The following is a 16,930-nucleotide window of genomic DNA, read 5'->3' as shown; positions in this document are numbered from 1 at the left end:
CTCCTCAGAGCTGGACGGGTTTGTCGGCGGCCGAGACGACCGCCTCGAGGACGCGCAGGTTGTGCAGGCCGTGGGCCAGGTCGGGGCAGGGCGGCAGGCCCTCGGCGCCGGTGATCTGGTCGAGGAAGGCGCGGGCCTGGTAGACGAAGAAGTCGTTCTGCCCGTGACCGACGGTGGGGAAGTCCATGGGCAGGCCCCGGGCCGCGTACGGATGCCAGGGGCCGACGAAGACCGTACGGGCGCCGTTGATCGAGGTTTCGGCACTGCCGTCGACGACGGTGAACTCGGCCGGCCTGGTCATCTCGAACGAGGCGGAGCCGTTCTGGCAGAACAGGTCGACCCGCAGCGAGTTGGCGTGACCGTACGCCACCCGCGACAGCGAGAAGGTGCCGACCGCGCCGCTCGCGTAGGACGTGGTGAAGGTGCAGACGTCCTCGTTCTCCACGTCGACGAGCTCGTCGCTCACCTCGACGCCGCCGGCGTGGCCGACCGCGACGCCGAGCGGCCGGGGCCGCTGGGTGACCAGGGTGGCCATCGTCGTGCCCCGCACCCCGGCGGTCGGGCCGCAGAAGAACTCGGCCAGGTCGGTCAGGTGGCTGCCGATGTCGGCCAGCACGCCGGAGCCGGGGCCGCCCTGGTAGCGCCAGCTCATCGGCCGGGCCGGGTCGAAGCCGTAGTCGCACCAGTAGTTGCCGACGAAGTGGCGTACGGGCCCGAGCCGGCCCTCGACCTCTCTCTTGATGGCGTTGAGCGCGGGGGAGCGGCGGAACGTGAAGCCGACCGCGCCGACCCGGCCCGGCGCCGCCGCGGCGGCCGCGACCATCGCCTCGCCGTCGCGGACGGTGGGGGCTAGCGGTTTCTCACAGAGGACGTGCTTGCCGGCGGCCAGGGCCGCCTCGACGACCTCGCGATGCAGGCTGTTGGCCACGGCGACGCTGACCGCGTCGACGTCGGGGGCCTCGACGACGGCGCGCCAGTCGGTCTCGGCCCGCTCGTAGCCGTAGCGCCGGGCGGCGTCGGCCGCGAACGGCTCGTGCAGGTCGGCGATGGCGACCAGCCGGGGCGCGGGCAGGCCGGTGCCGAAGACGGTGGCGGCGTTGCGATAGGCGTTGGCGTGCGCGCGGCCGACCATGCCGGCCCCGATCACCGCCACGCCGAGGGGCGGGTGTGTCATCAGGAAGACCTCGCTTTAAAGCGCTTTAAGAATTCCTGTACCATCCATGTTGATCTCGATCGATGTCAAGGGGGCCGGGAAGTGGATCAGCGACCGCGTCTGGCGGACGTGGCGGCCCGGGTCGGGGTCTCGCCCGCTTCGGTGTCTCTTGTGCTGCGTGGCGCGCCCGGCCCGAGCGCCGAGACGCGCGAGCGGGTGCTCGCCGCCGCGGCCGAGCTGGGCTACCGCGCCGACCGCACGGCCAGCCTCCTGGCCCGCCGCCGGCGCCACCTGCTCGGCGTCATGCTCGACGTGCGCAACCCGTTCCACGCCGAGCTGGTCGAGGAACTGCACGTCGAGGCCGACAGCGCCGGCTACGAGATGGTGCTGTCCACGCTGACGCGCACCCGCGACGAGGACAGCGCGATCGAGACCCTGCTGGACTTCCGCTGCGAGGCGTTGATCCTGCTCGGCACCGACCTGTCCACCGACTCCCTGGACCGGCTGGCCGCCCAGGTGCCGTGCGTCGTCGTCGGCCGCATGGCCCCCGACGCCCCGGTCGACGTGGTCCGCCCGGCCGACGACGCCGGCGCCGACGCGGCCCTCAACCATCTGATCGGTCTCGGACATTCGCGCATCGCGTTCGTCGACGGCGGGTCCGGTGTCGTCGCCGAGGCCCGGCGCCGCGGCTATCGCCGGGCCATGCGCCGGGCCAAGCTTCCGGCGCGGGTGCTGCCGGGAGACCACACCGAAGAAGGTGGCGTACGGGCGGGGAAGGCACTCGTCGCCTCGGCCGACCGGCCGACCGCCGTCTTCGCCTCCAACGACCGCCTGGCCGTGGGCGTCATGGACGCCCTGCTCCGCGCGGGGGTCGACGTGCCGAGCGAGATCTCCGTGGTCGGCTACGACGACAGTTCGCTGGCCCGGCTCGCCCACATCGATCTGACCTCGGTCAACCAGGACGCGCCGGCCCAGGCTCGCGGCGCCGTGCGGGCCGCCGTCTCCCGGCTCGACGGCGGCCGTACGCGATGCTCCGAGCTCGTCCTGGCCCCGCGCCTGGTCGTGCGGGGAACCACGGCGCCGCCGGTCAGCCGCACGTGAGCAGGCCGGCGCGCTCCTTGGTCCGCAGCACGTGGCGGGCCGCGTCGTCCACCCGTACCCGGAAATCCTGGTCTTTTTCGGCCCGGTCGATGAGGGCGGCCGACATCGGCTTGGCGTCCGACGGGACGATCGTCAGCACCATGTCGCCGCCGGCGGCCACGAAGCGTACGGCTCGCTGTCCCGGCGGAAGCGTGCTGGCCGCCACCGCCGCGCCGAGGTCATCGGAGATGACGAGGCCCTGGAAGCCGAGCCTCTCGCGGAGCAGGCCGGTGACGATCGGCTTGGAGTAGGCCGCGATGGAGTCCTTGTCGAGCTTGGGATAGGACGCCGACGAGATCATCACGGCGGCCGACCCCGCGCCGATGCCGGCGGCGAAGGGCTGGAGGTACGGATCGTTCACCGTGGCGGTGGCGTCGACGGCCTGAGTCGACGTGTCGGTGTTGGCCCGCACCCGGCCGAGGCCGGGGAAGTGCTTGAGGGTGGTGAAGACGCCGGCGTCCTGCGACGCGGGCACCACGGTCGTGACGGCCGCGGCGACCTTGGCCGGATCCGAGCCGTACTGCCGCCGGAAGGCGCCGATGGGCGGATTCGCCTTGCCGACGTCGGCGGGCACGGTGTCGGCGACCGGGGCCAGGTTGAGGTTGACGCCGATCGCCGCGAGCCGGCGGGCGCTGTCCTGCGTCGTGGCGCGCAGCGTGGCGACCGGGCCGGCGCCGAGGCGTTCGGCGGAGGGCAGGATGGGGAAGTCCGGGCCCTTGAGCGTCTGTACGCTGCCGCCCTCCTGATCGAGGGCGACCAGCAGCGGCAGCGTCGCCTTCGATTGGACGTTCGCGATGTCGCCGCGCAACTCGGCGGCGGCGTGCGTGCTGCGCCCGCGCAGGAAGATCCCGCCGAGACGATATTGCCGTACGGCGCCGGCGTAGCCGGTCGGCGTGTCGACCGGCAGGCCGACCATGAGCAGCTGGCCCGCGCGCCCGGCCAGATCGAGACTGTCCAGCGTCCTTGTGACGCAGTCCTTGGGCTGCTCCGTGGGCGTCGTTGTCGGCGTCGGCGTCGGCGTCGGCGTCGGCGTCGTCGTCGTTGTCGGCGGCGCTGCGCTCGTGCTCGCCGGGGCTGCTGCCGGTTTCTCCGTTCCGCAGGCGGTCAGGATCAAGAGCGCCGCGGCCGTGGTGGCGGCCCGGCTGTGCCAGCTGTGTTTCATCGGCGCTCACGCTATCGCGCGGGCGCGTCATTCCGTACGCAGCCCTTCCCCGGTACGCAGTCCCTCGAAGGCGATGGTGGTCAGTGCGCCGGCGATCGCCTCGGCGCCACCGGAGCGCGGCCGGTACCACTCGGTCAGCGAGTTGACCATGCCCAGGATCAGGCGGGCGACGGTCGCCGGGTCGATGTCCGGCCGTACCCCGCCCTCGGCCTGAGCCTGTTTGACCAGGTCGGTGACGATCGTGTCGAAGTCGCGCCGGCGGGCCAGCGCGTGCTGCTCGGCCTCGGTGTTGCCGCGCACCCGCAGCAGCACCGTCACGTATTCGAAGCGCTCGGCCAGCACCAGCACGCTGCGCCGGACCAGGCGCTCCAGCCGCTCGGGCGCGGGCAGGTCGAGCGCACGCACCTCGTCGGCCGCCTCGAACAACCCGTCCAGCGCCCGGTCCATCGCCATCTGGAGCAGCTGCTCCTTGCCGCTGATGTGGTGGTAGACGCTGGATTTCGTGATGCCCAGCGACTCGGCGATGTCGAACATGCTGGTGGCGTCGTAGCCGCGCTCGTTGAACAGCCGCACCGCCGCGGCGAGCACGGCATCCTGGTCATGACCGGGACGTCCGCGCCGTCGCGGGGCCGCGGGCCGGGTCATCTCAGTGCCATCCTGTCTCCCGGGGGTTGATTACCGGCCGTTCGGTCGGTAAATATGAGCACAGCCGAACGCAATGGAGCGACGATGACAACCCCCACCGAGTTGTACGAGACGCATTCCGACCTGCTGGATCAAGCGATCCGCGCCGCCTCCGCGCGCGACTACTGGTCCGCATTCCCCGAGTCTCCCAGCAAATCCGTGTACGGCGAGCAGGCCGCTCCCGACGGCGAGCGCGCGTTCCGCGCCCTGCTCGGCAAGCCGTTCCCGATCGAGGTGCCCGGCGCCGACGGCACTGTCTCCACCGAGCGCTCACCCTACGGCGTCCAGCTCGGCGTCAGCTATCCCAAGGCCGACCCGCTCGCGGTGATCGCCGCCGCCCGCGCCGCCACCCCGGCCTGGCGCGCCGTCGGCCCCCAGGGCCGCGCCGGCGTCGCCGTCGAGATCATCAAGCGGATCAACGCGCGCAGCTTCGAGATGGCCCACGCGGTGCAGCACACCACCGGCCAGGCCTTCGTCATGGCGTTCCAGGCCGGCGGCCCGCACGCGCAGGACCGCGCCCTCGAGGCGGTGGCCGTCGCGCTCGCCGCGAGCACCCGCATCCCGGTCACCTCCGAGTGGGCCAAGCCCCAGCGCGGCGGCGACCCGCTGCGGCTCGTCAAGACCAGTACGCCCGTCGGCCGCGGTGTCGGCCTGGTCATCGGCTGCACCACGTTCCCCACCTGGAACAGCTATCCCGGCCTGTTCGCCAGCCTGGTCACCGGCAACCCGGTGATCGTGAAACCGCACCCGGGCGCCGTCCTCCCGCTCGCCATCACCGTGCAGATCTGCCGCGAGGTGCTGTCCGAGGCCGGGCTGAGCCCCGACCTGGTCACCCTCGCCGTCGAGGAGCCCGGCGACGGCATCGCGGCCACCCTGGCCACCCACCCCGACGTGCGGATCGTCGACTTCACCGGTTCCAGCGAGTTCGGCAACTGGCTCGAGGCGAACGCGCGCCAGGCGGTCGTCTACACCGAGAAATCGGGCCTCAACACGGTCATCGTCGACTCCACCGACGACTACAAGGGCCTGCTGCGCAACCTCGCCTTCTCGCTCTCGCTCTACAGCGGCCAGATGTGCACCACCCCGCAGAACATCCTGGTCCCGCAGGGCGGCGTGATGACCGACGCCGGCCGGCGCAGCGTCGAGGAGTTCGGCGCCGACCTGTCGGCCGCGCTCGACAAGCTCCTGGGCGATCCGGCCCGGGCGGCCGGCACGCTCGGCGCGATCGTGAACGACGGTGTGCTGACCCGGCTCACCGAGGCCGGCGGCGCCGCCACCGTGGTCCACCCGTCGGCCGAGGTGGCCGACGAGCACCACCCCGGCGCCACCATCCGGACCCCGGTGGTCGTGCGGCTCGACGCGGCTGACGACAAGACGTACACGCGCGAGTGGTTCGGCCCGGTCTCGTTCGTGATCGCCACCGAGTCCACGGCGCACAGCCTGCAGATCTTCACCGAGACCGTGCGCGCGCACGGCGCACTCACGGCGATGGTCCACTCGACCTCGCCCGACGTGCTCGCCGCGGCCCGTGAGGCGGCGCTCGACGCGGGCGTGCACCTGGCCGAAAACCTCACCGGCGGCGTCTTCGTCAACCAGACGGCCGCGTTCAGCGATCTGCACGGCAGCGGCGCCAACCCGGCCGCCACCGCCTCGCTGTCCGACGACTACTTCGTCAGCGGCCGCTTCTTCACCGTCCAGTCCCGCCACCACCTGCCGGCAGCGGAAAAGGCCACGGCGGGCACCGATGCCTGAGGCCTATCTCGTCGGCGGTGTGCGCACCCCGCAGGGCAAGTACGGTGGGGCGCTCGCCGGTGTCCGCCCCGACGACCTCGCCGGTCTGGTCGTCCGCGAGGCGGCCGGCCGGGCCGGGGTGCCCGCCGAGGCGGTCGACGAGGTGGTGCTCGGCGCGGCCAACCAGGCCGGTGAGGACAACCGCAACGTCGCTCGCATGGCGGCGCTGCTGGCCGGTCTGCCCGACACCGTGCCGGGCTACACGGTCAACCGGCTCTGCGCGAGCGGCCTGACCGCCGTCGTCTCGGCGGCGAACACGATCCGGGCCGGCGAGGCCGACCTGATCGTCGCTGGCGGCGTCGAGTCGATGACCCGCGCGCCCTGGGTGATGGAGAAACCGGGTACCCCGTGGGCGCGTCCCGGCCAGGTCTTCGACACCTCCCTGGGCTGGCGTTTCACCAACCCGGTGTTCGCCCAGCGGGACCGCGTGACCCTCAGCATGGGTGAGACGGCCGAGGAGGTCGCCGCCCTCGACGGGATCACCCGCGCCGAGAGCGACGCCTTCGCGCTGCGCAGCCACGAGCGGGCGATCGCCGCGATCGACGCGGGCCGGTTCGACGGCGAGATCGTCCCGGTCGGCGACGTGTGGGCCGACGAGATCCCGCGCCGCGGCTCCACACTGGAAAAGCTCGGCAAGCTCCGGCCCGTCTTCCGCGGCGACGGTGTCGTCACCGCCGCGTCGTCGTCCCCGCTCAGCGACGGCGCCGCGGCCCTCGTCGTGGCCAGCGGCGAAGCCGTCGAGCGGTACGGTCTGACGCCCCGCGCCCGGATCGTCACCTCGGCCAGCGCCGGCGTCGCGCCCCACCTGATGGGTCTCGGCCCCGTGCCGGCCACGGAGAAGGCGCTGGCCCGGGCCGGCTGGGGCGTCGGCGACCTCGACGCCGTCGAGCTGAACGAGGCGTTCGCCGTCCAGGCCCTCGCGGTCATCCGGCGGCTCAAGCTCGACGACGAGCGGGTGAACGCCGACGGCGGCGCCATCGCGCTGGGCCACCCGCTCGGCTGCTCGGGCGCCCGCCTCACCGTGACCCTGCTGGGCCGGATGGAGCGGGAGAACGCCCGCCGCGGTCTGGCGACCCTCTGCGTCGGCGTCGGCCAGGGTGTCGCGATGCTCCTGGAGCGCCCGTGAGCACCCTCGTCGTGGAAGAGCTGGACGACCGGGTCGTCGTGACGCTGCGCCGGCCCGAGGCCCGCAACGCCATCAACGCCGCCATGATCGGCGAGTTGCACGAGGTCTGCGCGTCGCTCGAGGAGCGGCCGCGGCTGCTGCTGCTGACCGGCGGCGGCGGAACGTTCGCGGCCGGGGCCGACATCGGCGAGCTGCGGCGGCGCGGCCGGGAGCAGGCGCTGCAGGGCATCAACAGCCGGCTCTTCGACCGGATCGCCCGGCTGCCGCTGCCGACCGTCGCCGCCGTCGACGGGTACGCCCTGGGCGGCGGCGCCGAGCTGGCGTACGCGTGCGACATCCGGCTGGCCTCGCCGTCCGCGGTGTTCGGCAACCCGGAGCCGGGGCTCGGCATCCTGGCCGCGGCCGGCGCCTGCTGGCGGCTGCGCGAGCTGGCCGGCGCCTCCGTGGCCAAGCAGGTCCTGCTCGCCGGGCGCCGGCTCGACGCCGACGACGCCCTGCGGTTCGGCCTGGTGGCCGAGGTGGTGCCGGCCGGTGACCTGCTCAAGCGGGCGCACTCGGTGCTCGACCGGATGGCCCGGTCCGGGCAGCTCGCGCTGCGGCTGACCAAGCTCGTGGCCGACGGCGGCGGGCATCCGCTCACCGACGACCTGGCCCAGGCGATCCTCTTCGAGTCGGACGAGAAGGCCCAGCGCATGGACGCGTTTCTGGCGGGAGGCCGCTCATGACCGGCTCCGTCCCGAAAATCGTCGGCGTCGTCGGTGGCGGCCGCATGGGGGCCGGCATAGCCCAGGTCTTCGCCGTCGCCGGGGCGGCGGTCGGCCTGGTCGAGCGCGACCCGGTGGCGGCCGCGGCCGCCCGGGACCGGGTCGCCGTGAGCCTGCTCCGGGCATCGGAGAAAGGCCTGCTGACCGAGTCGGTCGACGCCGTTCTGAGCCGGGTGGTGCTGCTCGACGACGTGGCCGGCCTCCACGCCGACGCCGAGCTCGTCGTCGAGGCCGTCCCCGAGGACGCCGCCCTGAAGGTGCGCGTGCTGGCCGCGGTCGAGGACGCCGTCGGCGAACACGCCGTGCTGGCCAGCAACACCAGCTCGCTGTCGATCGCCGGGCTGGCCGAGGGGCTGGACCGCCCCGAGCGGTTCCTCGGCATGCATTTCTTCAACCCCGTGCCGGCCAGCAAGCTGGTCGAGGTCGTGGTGGGCCCGGCGACCAGCGACGCCGCGCGCGACGCGACCCGGTCCTGGGTGGCCGGGCTCGGCAAGGCCGAGGTCGTGGTCCGCGACTCGCCCGGCTTCGCCACCAGCCGGCTCGGCGTGCTGCTCGGGCTCGAGGCGATCCGGATGCTCGAGGAGGGCGTCGCCGACGCGGCGTCCATCGACCGCGCCATGGAGCTGGGCTACCGCCACCCGATGGGCCCGCTGCGCTCCACCGACCTGGTCGGCCTCGACGTGCGCCTGGCCATCGCCGAACACCTGCACCGGGAACTGGGCGAGCGGTTCGCGCCGCCGCGGCTGCTGCGCGACAAGGTCGCCGCCGGCGAGCTCGGCCGCAAGAGCGGGCAGGGCTTCTTCACCTGGGAGGTGTCATGACCGAGGAACAGGCTTTCACCGAGATCATCGACAGGGATCAGCGGGTCGAGCCCCGCGACTGGATGCCCGAGGGCTACCGCAAGACGATGATCCGGCAGATCGCTCAGCACGCCCACTCCGAGATCATCGGCATGCAGCCCGAGGGCGCCTGGATCACCCGCGCGCCGTCGCTGCGCCGCAAGGCGATCCTGCTGGCCAAGGTGCAGGACGAGGCCGGGCACGGCCTGTACCTCTACTCCGCGGCCGAGACCCTCGGCGCCGACCGCGGCGACCTCACCCGGCGGCTGATCGAGGGCCGGCAGAAGTACTCGTCGATCTTCAACTATCCGACGCTCACGTTCGCCGACGTCGGCGTGATCGGCTGGCTCGTCGACGGCGCGGCCATCTGCAACCAGGTGCCGCTGTGCCGTAGCTCGTACGGGCCGTACGCGCGGGCGATGATCCGGATCTGCAAGGAGGAGTCCTTCCACCAGCGGCAGGGCTACGAGTTGCTGATGACGATGATGCGCGGCACCGAGACCCAGCGGGAGATGGTGCGCGACGCCGTCGACAGGTGGTGGTGGCCGTCGCTGATGATGTTCGGCCCACCCGACGCCGACTCGCCGAACACCGCGCAGTCGATGGCCTGGAAGATCAAGCGGCACACGAACGACGAGCTGCGGCAGCGGTTCGTCGACATGACCGTGCCGCAGGCCGAGGCGCTGGGCGTCACGCTGCCCGACCCCGACCTGCGCTGGAATGCCGAGCGGGAGCACTACGACTTCGGCGAGATCGACTGGTCGGAGCTCAAGCGGGTGATCTCCGGTGACGGGCCGATGAACGCCGAGCGGATCGCGCGCCGGCGGCAGGCCGACGAGGACGGCGCCTGGGTGCGGGAAGCGGCCGCGGCACACGCGGCCAAGCGGACGGAGGTGCGGGTATGAGCGAGATCCGGCACGAGTGGCCGCTGTTCGAGGTGTTCGTCCGGGCCAAGCGGGGCCTCAATCATGTGCACGTCGGTTCCCTGCGGGCGGCCGACCACACGATGGCGCTGCACCACGCGCGTGACCTCTACACGCGGCGCAACGAGGGCGTCAGCATCTGGGTGGTGCGCTCCGAGGACGTAGTGGCGTCCGGCCCCGACGACAAGGACGCGTTCTTCGCGCCCAGCGGCGACAAGGCGTACCGCCACCCGACGTACTACTCCATCCCCGACTCCGTGCCGCACATCTGAGGCTGCCATGTCCTTCGACGACGCCTACCAGGCCCTCACCGATCACGACGACGACGCCCGCTGGGCGTACGGGACGGGCTTCGCCGACCCGCTCGCCGGCGTGCCCTCCGACTTTCCCGACGGGGTCGACCGCGGCGATCTGGCCGCCTACTGCCTGATGCTCGGCGACGACGCGCTCGTCCTGTCCCACCGGCTGCAACAGTGGATCACCCGGGCCCCCGAGATCGAGGACGAGCTGGCCGTCGCCAACATCGGACTCGACCTGCTGGGCCAGGCCCGGCTGCTGCTCACCCGTGCCGGCCAGGCCGAGGGCGCCGGGCGGGACGAGGACCGGCTGGCCTACCTGCGTGACCCGGCCGACTTCCGCAACGTGCGGCTGGCCGAGCGGGCCGACGCCGACTTCGCGGAGCTGGTGGCCCGGCTCCTGGTGTTCTCGACGTGGCGGCTGGCGCTGTTCGACCGATTGGCCGGCACCGGCGATCCGGTGCTGGCCGCGATCGCCGCCAAGGGCGTGAAGGAGATCAGCTACCACCGCGAGTACGCGGCGGGCTGGGTGGTCCGCCTCGGCGACGGCACCGAGCTGTCCCACGCCCGCATGCAGGCCGCGATCGACGTGGTGCTGCCGCTGTGCGGCGAGCTGTTCGTGGCCCACCCGGTCGAGCTGCGCCTGGCCGAACTGGACGTGGCGGCCGACCCGGCCGGCCTGCGGGCCGAGTTCGACGCGGTCGTCGCCGAGGTTTTGCGCGTGGCGACCCTCGCGCCGGCGGCGATCCCGGCCGCGGGCTCCCCCGAGGGCCGCGCCGGCGTGCACGGTGACGAGCTGACCGAGATCCTCGGCGAACTGCAGGGGCTGGCGCGGGCCACGCCGGGCGGTGTCTGGTGAGCGCCGCCGACATCGCCGCCACCGTCACCGACCCCGAGCTGCCCATGCTGACCCTGGCCGAACTGGGCATCATCCGCGACGTCGAGGAGAGCGCGGACGGGGTGGTCGTCACGATCACCCCCACGTACTCGGGGTGCCCGGCGATGGAGGCGATCCGGGCCGACCTGATCGCGGCGCTGCGCGGCGGCGGCTTCGAGCGGGCCGAGGTCCGCACGGTGCTGGCGCCGGCCTGGACCACTGACTGGATCTCCGAGTCCGGGCGGGCGAAGCTCGCCGAGGCCGGCATCGTCCCGCCCGGCCCGGCGCCCCGGCGGCGGCCCGGTCCCGTGCCGTTGACGCTCGGCGTCCGCGACGACGGGGTCGCCTGCCCCCGGTGCGGGGAACCGCGCACCGAGCTGATCACGGCGTTCAGCGCCACCGCGTGCCGCGAGCTGCGGCGGTGCCCGGCCTGCCGCGAACCGTTCGAGCACGTCAAAGCGATCTGAGCGGGGGAGACTGATGGTGGTTCGGGAGTTCTACCCGCTGCGGGTCGCGCAGGTCGAGCGGCTCTGCGACGACGCCGTCGCGGTGACCTTCGACGTGCCGGCGAAGCTGGCGGGGACCTACCGGTTCCGGCCCGGGCAGTCGCTGACCGTGCGGCGGCCGGGTGACGAGCGCGACGAGCGCCGGTCCTACTCGATCTGCGCCCCGGCCGGGGACAAGCCCCGGATCGGCGTGCGCGAGGTGCCCGGCGGCCTGGTCTCCGGGTGGCTGGTGCGGCAGGTGCGGGTGGGCGACGCGGTCGAGGTGGCGCCGCCGTCCGGCACCTTCACGCCCGACGTGGAGGCCGGCGGCCGGCACGTCATGATCGCGGCCGGCTCGGGGATCACGCCGGTGCTGTCGATCGCCACGTCGCTGCTGCGCCATCCGGAAGCCCAGGTCGCCGTGCTGTACGGCAACCGGCGGGCCGACACCGTGATGTTCGCCGAAGAGCTCGCCGACCTGAAGGACCGCCATCCGTCGCGGCTCGAGCTCGTCCATCTGCTGTCCCGGGAGGCCCGCGAGGCCGACCTGCTCAGCGGGCGCCTCGACGCGGACAAGCTGCGCCAGCTGCTGCCGATGCTGCTCGACGTGCCGGCGGTCGACCACTGGTGGCTGTGCGGCCCGTTCGGCATGGTGACCGACGCGATCCAGGTTCTCGGCGAGGCCGGAGTGCCGCCGGAGCGGATCCATCGCGAACTGTTCTGGGTGGACGAGGCGCCCCCGGAGCCGGTGCGCGAGGACGCCGCGACCGCCGCAGCCGGCAGCTGCGACGTGACGGTGCTGCTCGACGGCCGGTCGACCACCGTGACCGTGGCGGCGGGCGACACCGTCCTCGAGGGCGCGCAGCGGTCACGGCCCGACCTGCCGTTCGCCTGCAAGGGCGGCGTCTGCGGCACGTGCCGGGCCCGGGTCGTCGAGGGCGACGTCAAGATGCGCCGCAACTTCGCCCTGGAACCGGCCGAGCTCGACGCCGGCTTCGTCCTCACCTGCCAGTCCGTCCCCACCTCGCCCAAGGTCACCGTCACCTTCGACGACTGATCCTCAGAGAAAGGAGTGGGTGATCCGCTCGGATTCCCGGCGAGCCGGCAGCGCGGCGGGATCGAGGTTGGCGCAGAGAACGATGGACGCCCCGGCGACCATCGGAGTCAGGAGCCAGATCAAAGGCTGCTCCTGGGTGGCCGCGTTGATCAGGACCCGGTCACCCGGGCCGATGCCACGCTGCGCGGCCAGGTCGGCGGCCACCGCCGCGTAGGCGCCGTAGGTGGTTCCGTCGGTGGTGGCGGGCGCGTCCTCCGCCGGGGTGATCGTGGGCGGGGCGGCGCCCAGATGCGGGTGGACGGCGGTGGGGTAGTCGCGGTAGCCCCTCGGCGCCTCGGGGGAGGGGGTACCGGACGGGGTCAGCGAAAGGACGAACTGGTCGGTTCCGATCGGAACGTCGTCGAGCCAGCTGTCCACACGGCGGCGGTGCACAAAGGTGACGTCCAGCGGGGCGCCGGCGGGGGAGAGGCCGGCGGTGGCCCAGTCACGGTAGGAGACCGCTATCCCGGCCGACCAGGCGCCGAGCAGCACCGCGGCGGTCTGCCAGTGCGGCGGCAGCAGCACGGCGGCGGTGCTGCGGGGGCCATGCCCGCACTCGTCGGTGAGCAGCGCCGCGGTCGCGGCGGCCCAGGTGCCGAGCTCGGTCGCGGTGAGCGCGGTGCGTTCGCCGGTGGCGTCGTCGTAGTACGTGATCAGCTGATCGTGCCCGGTCATGCACCGAGCCTAGGCGGCCAGGTCCAAACGCAGCTCGCGCGCCTCAGCGGCGTACCTCGCCAGAAGGTGCACCGTTCGTGGACCGGCTACCCCATCCGGGTCAAGGCCGGTGCGGGCCTGAAAGACACGCACCGCCTCGACGAGTTCGGCATCGCCGACGTCGGCCCGGGTCAGACCAATTTCGGTCAACAGGTCGCGCAGGCAGGCGGGCTCCAGCGGCGGCGGGGTCGCGGTCCAGCCCACCAGCCCACCGACGGCGGTACCGACCAGGCTGAGCATTCCTCGTGCGGACATCTCGTTACCTCCTGCTGAAGTGGGGATGACTCCAGCATCGGGCGGACACCTGTGTCCGACATCGGACCCGCGTCGATCAAACCTGAACCCGACTGCGACTTTCGGCCGATACGCGTCTGCCACCGCGAGATGCCCCTACGGGCACGCAGTGTTGCTGGCCAGCGCGAACAGCAGCTTCGCCTGCGCCCCCGGCACCCCCTGCCGCTGGAACTCCCGAACAACAGCCGGCGCCCGCTTCCCGGCGGCGAGCCCCCGGCAGGCCTGCTCCCCGAACGCGGCCACCTCCTCGTCACGCCGATCAAGCGCGACCTCGGGGAGCTCACGCTGCACGGCGGCCACAAACGCCCGCAGATCCCCGCGAGGGGCCGGGCTGCTCTTGCGAGTCTCGCTGGGCGCGGCCCGCGTGGGCCGCAGGCTGGGTGCCGCGGCCTGCGGTTCGGCGGTTTCCGTTCCCGGTACGCCGGTGCCAACCGCCGCCGAAGGAATGTCCGTGACGGGCGTCGCCTGAGGAGAGGTCCCCGCCGAGGAACACCCAGCAAGCGCAGCGACGAGAGCCGCAGCAGCCACGCCGCTCCGGCTCCGCCGCCCGGCGGCCGAGGTCCCGCCCGCCGGGCCGCCGTCCACCCGAGCGCCGCTCCGGAGAACGCTGCTCCTTGGGCGGGCCGGGTTGCTGTCGCTCGGCGCGTGGAGGTGGCGGCTCATCGGGGCTTGGGGTGGGCGATGGCGGGACTCATCGGCGGCCAGACCGGCATTTCGGGGCCCGAAGTGATCGTCGGGCCGAAGGGCTTGCGTTCGGCTTTTGTCGGGCCGAACGGGGACGAGGCCGTAAGCCGGCGCGAGGCTTCCACGGCTCCCTCTTCGGGGGACGAGACGGGCGCAACTGGAACAAAAAGCACCCGACGACCGTAGGCGGCCCGGACTCGTACACCGGCCGCCGCGCCCACCGACGGGCGGTAACCGGACCCGGACGGGTGACCCCCGCGCGTACAGCGAACCCACAGACGGCTCACCGGTGGCCGACAACTAGCGGAGTCACGGTAGGTGCATCAGCCAACGAAGCGAGGCGCCGCCATGACCGATCTGATGAACCGGCCCACCGACTACTACAGCCGGGACGACGACGTGACACCCCCGCCGCCGCCGTTCGTGCCGCCGGTGGCGCCGCCGCCCGGCGGTGGGAGCCGCTGGCCGCGCCGGATCGCCGGTGGGGCCGCGCTGATCGCGCTCGTCGCCGGGGCCGGCACGGCCGGTGGGGTGGTCGCCGAGCGCTACCTCATCGACCGCGACTCGACGGCCGCCGCCACCGCCACGACCGCCAGCAGCACCACGGTCACCGAAGACCAGGACCTCGCGGCGATCGTCAAGCAGGTGCAGCCCAGCATCGTCACCGTCATGGTCGACGGCACCCGGGAGTCGTCGCTCGGCTCGGGAGTCGTACTCAGCTCGACCGGTCTGGTCCTGACCAACAACCACGTGATCTCGTCCGAGGGCACGGTGAGCGTCCGGCTGTCCAACGGCACCACAGTGCCGGCCCGCGTCGTGGCCACCGACACCGCGCACGACCTGGCTCTGGTGCAGGCGACCGGGCTCACCGGGCTCACCCCGGCCACGTTCGGCACCGACGACAGCGTCGCCGTGGGTGACACCGTCCTGGCCTTCGGGGCGCCGCTCGGCCTGGAGAACACCGTGACCTCCGGCATCGTCTCCGCGACCGACCGCAGCATCAACACCGGCACCGAGCAGCTGACCGGGCTTCTCCAGACCGACGCCGCGATCAACGAGGGCAACTCGGGCGGCGCGCTCGTCGACTTGTCCGGCCACGTCGTCGGCATCAACGTCGCCATCGCCACCGCCGGCGACTCGTCCACCGGCAGCATCGGCGTCGGGTTCGCCATCCCGGCCGGCACCGTCACCAGCGTCGTCAAGCAGCTCGAAAGCCAGATCAGCTGACCACATCCCGCCGCCGTTCAGCAGCAGTTGCCGAGGCCATGGCGGCCGTGGGGTAGCCCTTGCAGCAGCCGCCACTGCCCAGGTTGGGAACCCGAGGCGCGCGTCTCCGTGTCGTATCGGAAAGCACGCCGTTCGGCTCCTGGATCTCCATCAGGGTGATGGCCGTCGTGTACCCCTGGTGGCACCTCGTTGCGGGCCACCGCCGCCGGCAGGTGCGGCCCGGGGACGAGGCTGCGCAGGGCCTCGCGCTGTGCCAGCAGATCGCCGGGCTGGTGCGCGACGCCTCGTGGAGCACGGCCGCGGAAACCGGGCACGGTGTCGGCGCCGCCCGAGGGGTCGCGAGGCGAGCGTTCCCACGAGCGGCTCGGAGGGTTTCCGAGGCCGCGGCGGCGAGATCCTGTGAGCGGTGGCCGTGGCCCTGGTCGAGGCGGTCGGTTCGGCGATGACAGTGCGGCCGGATTGGCGGTGACGGTGGCGGCCGGCTTGGCGGTCGTGGCCGCCGCGGCGGCGACTAGGTGGGCGCGGTGGAGGTGGTGGCAGGGCGCGGATGACCGGATCAGCGCGGCGGCTCAGGCAGGCCGGCCGCGAGCTGACGCAGGGCGCCGATGAGCATCGCTTTCATGTCGGGCAGCCGCCCGCCGACGGCCACGAAGTGTTTGAAGGTCACGGTGTTGACGGCCATGACGGCGGCGGCGACCAGCTTCGGGTACAGGTCGGCCTCAGGATCGGTCCCGGTCCGCGCGGCGACCGCGGCGGCCAGCGCGGTCTCGGCGACGGCCGAGGCCCGCAAAGTCTCGGCTTGGATGGCCGGCACGGCGGTCATCAGACGCAGCCCGGCCGCCCAGGCCTCAGCGTCCCGCGGCGGCCGGTCCGCCATCTCCGCCGTCTGTTTGAACTGCTCGACGGTCTGCTTGAACTGCGCCATCACCGCCTGGTTGATCCCCTCCCACAGCGGCTCACCGGCGGGCCGCTCCCGCAGAGCCTCGACCACCTGAAGGCACCGGTCGAGATGACGGGAGGCCACAGCCTCGGCCTTGCTGGAGAAGTAGTTGTTGAACGTCCGCGGCGACACCCCCGCCTCGGTGGCGATGTCCTCCACGAGCACACCGTCATACCCGCGCTCCACAATCAGGCGAATAGCGGCCCAGCTCAGCGCGGTCCGCGTAGCCAGTTTCTTGCGTTCCCGCAGACCCACACCCCAACGATAGCCACGCTTGCGCGCCCGGCAAACATGCGCGCCCCGCAACCTTCACCCCCGAGCGGCTCGGTCCAGGCGGTCCGGTCACGCTTCCTTCAGAGGTACGAGTCGTCTCCAGCCCCGAACCCCACGCCAGCGACCCGCCTGCAACACCGGGCCGTAACGCCGGTCTCGCGCGTGATGGGTGGTTGCGCTGACCCCAAACCCAACCGCGCAGCGCTCGACCGCGCAGCGTCCGACCGGGCAGCGTCCGACCAGGCAGCTCCGACCGGGCAGCGTCCGACTGGGCAGCGTCCGACCGGGCAGCGCCCGGCCGCGCGGCCGAACCGCGCAGCGCCCAACCGAGCAGCCCCGGCCGCACAGCCCCGGCCGCGCAGCCCAACCGCACAGCCCCGGCCGCGCAGCCCAACCGCACAGCCCCGGCCGCGCAGCCCAACCGCACAGCCCCGGCCGCGCAGCCCAACCGCACAGCCCCGG

General features: G+C 72.9%; 18 protein-coding genes. 11 read left to right on the top strand and 7 right to left on the bottom strand.

Annotation, left to right across the window (positions count from 1 at the left end):
- Nucleotides 1-4: 4 nt before the first annotated feature.
- On the bottom strand, nucleotides 5-1,174 hold the full coding sequence (locus ACGFJ7_RS32575) for a Gfo/Idh/MocA family protein (protein WP_392645576.1): 1,170 nt from the start codon (nucleotides 1,172-1,174) through the stop codon (nucleotides 5-7).
- Nucleotides 1,175-1,255: 81 nt separating this feature from the next.
- On the opposite strand from ACGFJ7_RS32575, the gene ACGFJ7_RS32570 reads away from it, so the two are divergent.
- Complete coding sequence (locus ACGFJ7_RS32570) at nucleotides 1,256-2,254, top strand: LacI family DNA-binding transcriptional regulator (RefSeq protein WP_360253436.1); 999 nt, start codon at nucleotides 1,256-1,258, stop codon at nucleotides 2,252-2,254.
- On the opposite strand, the gene ACGFJ7_RS32565 is transcribed toward ACGFJ7_RS32570, so the two are convergent.
- Together ACGFJ7_RS32565 and ACGFJ7_RS32560 are read right to left on the bottom strand one after the other, a co-directional pair.
- On the bottom strand, nucleotides 2,241-3,455 hold the full coding sequence (locus ACGFJ7_RS32565; protein WP_392645575.1) for a glycoside hydrolase family 3 N-terminal domain-containing protein: 1,215 nt from the start codon (nucleotides 3,453-3,455) through the stop codon (nucleotides 2,241-2,243). The genes ACGFJ7_RS32570 and ACGFJ7_RS32565 overlap by 14 nt on opposite strands.
- A gap of 27 nt (nucleotides 3,456-3,482) precedes the next feature.
- Nucleotides 3,483-4,100 carry a TetR/AcrR family transcriptional regulator gene (locus ACGFJ7_RS32560; RefSeq protein ID WP_360253432.1) on the bottom strand — a complete coding sequence of 206 codons (618 nt, stop codon included), beginning with the start codon at nucleotides 4,098-4,100 and terminating at the stop codon, nucleotides 3,483-3,485.
- A gap of 84 nt (nucleotides 4,101-4,184) precedes the next feature.
- On the opposite strand from ACGFJ7_RS32560, the gene paaN reads away from it, so the two are divergent.
- The 9 genes from paaN to paaE are packed head-to-tail and all read left to right on the top strand — an operon-like array spanning nucleotide 4,185 to nucleotide 12,297.
- Entirely contained in the window at nucleotides 4,185-5,891 is a 1,707-nt protein-coding gene (gene paaN, locus ACGFJ7_RS32555) for a phenylacetic acid degradation protein PaaN (protein ID WP_392645573.1), read from the top strand.
- Nucleotides 5,884-7,056 carry a thiolase family protein gene (locus tag ACGFJ7_RS32550; protein ID WP_392645571.1) on the top strand — a complete coding sequence of 391 codons (1,173 nt, stop codon included), beginning with the start codon at nucleotides 5,884-5,886 and terminating at the stop codon, nucleotides 7,054-7,056. Before paaN ends, ACGFJ7_RS32550 begins: the two co-directional genes overlap by 8 nt.
- The gene (locus ACGFJ7_RS32545) at nucleotides 7,053-7,781 is read left to right on the top strand and encodes an enoyl-CoA hydratase/isomerase family protein (protein WP_392645569.1); all 729 of its coding nucleotides are present in this window, start codon (nucleotides 7,053-7,055) and stop codon (nucleotides 7,779-7,781) included. The genes ACGFJ7_RS32550 and ACGFJ7_RS32545 overlap by 4 nt, the downstream gene beginning before the upstream one ends.
- Complete coding sequence (locus tag ACGFJ7_RS32540) at nucleotides 7,778-8,641, top strand: 3-hydroxyacyl-CoA dehydrogenase family protein (protein ID WP_360253424.1); 864 nt, start codon at nucleotides 7,778-7,780, stop codon at nucleotides 8,639-8,641. The genes ACGFJ7_RS32545 and ACGFJ7_RS32540 overlap by 4 nt, the downstream gene beginning before the upstream one ends.
- Nucleotides 8,638-9,564 (top strand): 1,2-phenylacetyl-CoA epoxidase subunit PaaA, encoded by a 927-nt coding sequence (gene paaA / locus ACGFJ7_RS32535; RefSeq protein WP_392645567.1) that lies wholly within the window; start codon nucleotides 8,638-8,640, stop codon nucleotides 9,562-9,564. The genes ACGFJ7_RS32540 and paaA overlap by 4 nt, the downstream gene beginning before the upstream one ends.
- On the top strand, nucleotides 9,561-9,854 hold the full coding sequence (gene paaB / locus ACGFJ7_RS32530) for a 1,2-phenylacetyl-CoA epoxidase subunit PaaB (RefSeq protein ID WP_360253420.1): 294 nt from the start codon (nucleotides 9,561-9,563) through the stop codon (nucleotides 9,852-9,854). The genes paaA and paaB overlap by 4 nt, the downstream gene beginning before the upstream one ends.
- Before the next feature lie 7 nt (nucleotides 9,855-9,861).
- Nucleotides 9,862-10,737: a 1,2-phenylacetyl-CoA epoxidase subunit PaaC gene (paaC, locus tag ACGFJ7_RS32525; protein ID WP_360253418.1), complete on the top strand. Its 876-nt coding sequence runs from the start codon at nucleotides 9,862-9,864 to the stop codon at nucleotides 10,735-10,737.
- Entirely contained in the window at nucleotides 10,731-11,222 is a 492-nt protein-coding gene (gene paaD, locus ACGFJ7_RS32520) for a 1,2-phenylacetyl-CoA epoxidase subunit PaaD (protein ID WP_392645714.1), read from the top strand. The genes paaC and paaD overlap by 7 nt, the downstream gene beginning before the upstream one ends.
- A gap of 13 nt (nucleotides 11,223-11,235) precedes the next feature.
- Complete coding sequence (gene paaE / locus ACGFJ7_RS32515; protein ID WP_360253414.1) at nucleotides 11,236-12,297, top strand: 1,2-phenylacetyl-CoA epoxidase subunit PaaE; 1,062 nt, start codon at nucleotides 11,236-11,238, stop codon at nucleotides 12,295-12,297.
- A gap of 3 nt (nucleotides 12,298-12,300) precedes the next feature.
- Here paaE and ACGFJ7_RS32510 read toward each other — a convergent pair whose 3' ends face one another.
- From ACGFJ7_RS32510 to ACGFJ7_RS32500, 3 genes are all read right to left on the bottom strand, one after another.
- Complete coding sequence (locus ACGFJ7_RS32510) at nucleotides 12,301-13,011, bottom strand: TIGR03089 family protein (RefSeq protein WP_360253412.1); 711 nt, start codon at nucleotides 13,009-13,011, stop codon at nucleotides 12,301-12,303.
- A 9-nt stretch (nucleotides 13,012-13,020) separates the two neighbouring features.
- Nucleotides 13,021-13,305 (bottom strand): peptidoglycan-binding protein, encoded by a 285-nt coding sequence (locus ACGFJ7_RS32505; protein ID WP_360253410.1) that lies wholly within the window; start codon nucleotides 13,303-13,305, stop codon nucleotides 13,021-13,023.
- Between the two features lie 135 nt (nucleotides 13,306-13,440).
- Nucleotides 13,441-13,635, bottom strand: coding sequence for a DUF732 domain-containing protein (locus ACGFJ7_RS32500; RefSeq protein ID WP_360253408.1), 195 nt, complete (start codon nucleotides 13,633-13,635; stop codon nucleotides 13,441-13,443).
- A 741-nt stretch (nucleotides 13,636-14,376) separates the two neighbouring features.
- Between ACGFJ7_RS32500 and ACGFJ7_RS32495 the strand changes: the two genes are divergently transcribed.
- The gene (locus ACGFJ7_RS32495; protein WP_360253406.1) at nucleotides 14,377-15,255 is read left to right on the top strand and encodes a trypsin-like peptidase domain-containing protein; all 879 of its coding nucleotides are present in this window, start codon (nucleotides 14,377-14,379) and stop codon (nucleotides 15,253-15,255) included.
- Between the two features lie 556 nt (nucleotides 15,256-15,811).
- Here the strand turns inward: ACGFJ7_RS32495 and ACGFJ7_RS32490 are convergent.
- Nucleotides 15,812-16,450 carry a TetR family transcriptional regulator gene (locus ACGFJ7_RS32490; protein ID WP_392645564.1) on the bottom strand — a complete coding sequence of 213 codons (639 nt, stop codon included), beginning with the start codon at nucleotides 16,448-16,450 and terminating at the stop codon, nucleotides 15,812-15,814.
- Nucleotides 16,451-16,930: the final 480 nt, after the last annotated feature.

The organism is Actinoplanes sp. NPDC048988 (assembly GCF_043197815.1).
Lineage (GTDB): Bacteria > Actinomycetota > Actinomycetes > Mycobacteriales > Micromonosporaceae > Actinoplanes.
The sequence above is the reverse complement of the archived record's forward strand: the minus strand, read 5'-3'. Positions and strand labels throughout refer to the sequence as shown.

Bases quoted from the DNA above. Each gene is read 5' to 3' on its own strand.
- ACGFJ7_RS32575 (WP_392645576.1), bottom strand. From the start codon at position 1,174: ATGACACACCCGCCCCTCGGCGTGGCGGTGATCGGGGCCGGCATGGTC.
- ACGFJ7_RS32565 (WP_392645575.1), bottom strand. From the start codon at position 3,455: ATGAAACACAGCTGGCACAGCCGGGCCGCCACCACGGCCGCGGCGCTC.
- ACGFJ7_RS32560 (WP_360253432.1), bottom strand. From the start codon at position 4,100: ATGACCCGGCCCGCGGCCCCGCGACGGCGCGGACGTCCCGGTCATGAC.
- paaN (WP_392645573.1), top strand. From the start codon at position 4,185: ATGACAACCCCCACCGAGTTGTACGAGACGCATTCCGACCTGCTGGAT.
- ACGFJ7_RS32550 (WP_392645571.1), top strand. From the start codon at position 5,884: ATGCCTGAGGCCTATCTCGTCGGCGGTGTGCGCACCCCGCAGGGCAAG.
- ACGFJ7_RS32540 (WP_360253424.1), top strand. From the start codon at position 7,778: ATGACCGGCTCCGTCCCGAAAATCGTCGGCGTCGTCGGTGGCGGCCGC.
- paaA (WP_392645567.1), top strand. From the start codon at position 8,638: ATGACCGAGGAACAGGCTTTCACCGAGATCATCGACAGGGATCAGCGG.
- paaB (WP_360253420.1), top strand. From the start codon at position 9,561: ATGAGCGAGATCCGGCACGAGTGGCCGCTGTTCGAGGTGTTCGTCCGG.
- paaC (WP_360253418.1), top strand. From the start codon at position 9,862: ATGTCCTTCGACGACGCCTACCAGGCCCTCACCGATCACGACGACGAC.
- paaE (WP_360253414.1), top strand. From the start codon at position 11,236: ATGGTGGTTCGGGAGTTCTACCCGCTGCGGGTCGCGCAGGTCGAGCGG.
- ACGFJ7_RS32510 (WP_360253412.1), bottom strand. From the start codon at position 13,011: ATGACCGGGCACGATCAGCTGATCACGTACTACGACGACGCCACCGGC.
- ACGFJ7_RS32505 (WP_360253410.1), bottom strand. From the start codon at position 13,305: ATGTCCGCACGAGGAATGCTCAGCCTGGTCGGTACCGCCGTCGGTGGG.
- ACGFJ7_RS32495 (WP_360253406.1), top strand. From the start codon at position 14,377: ATGACCGATCTGATGAACCGGCCCACCGACTACTACAGCCGGGACGAC.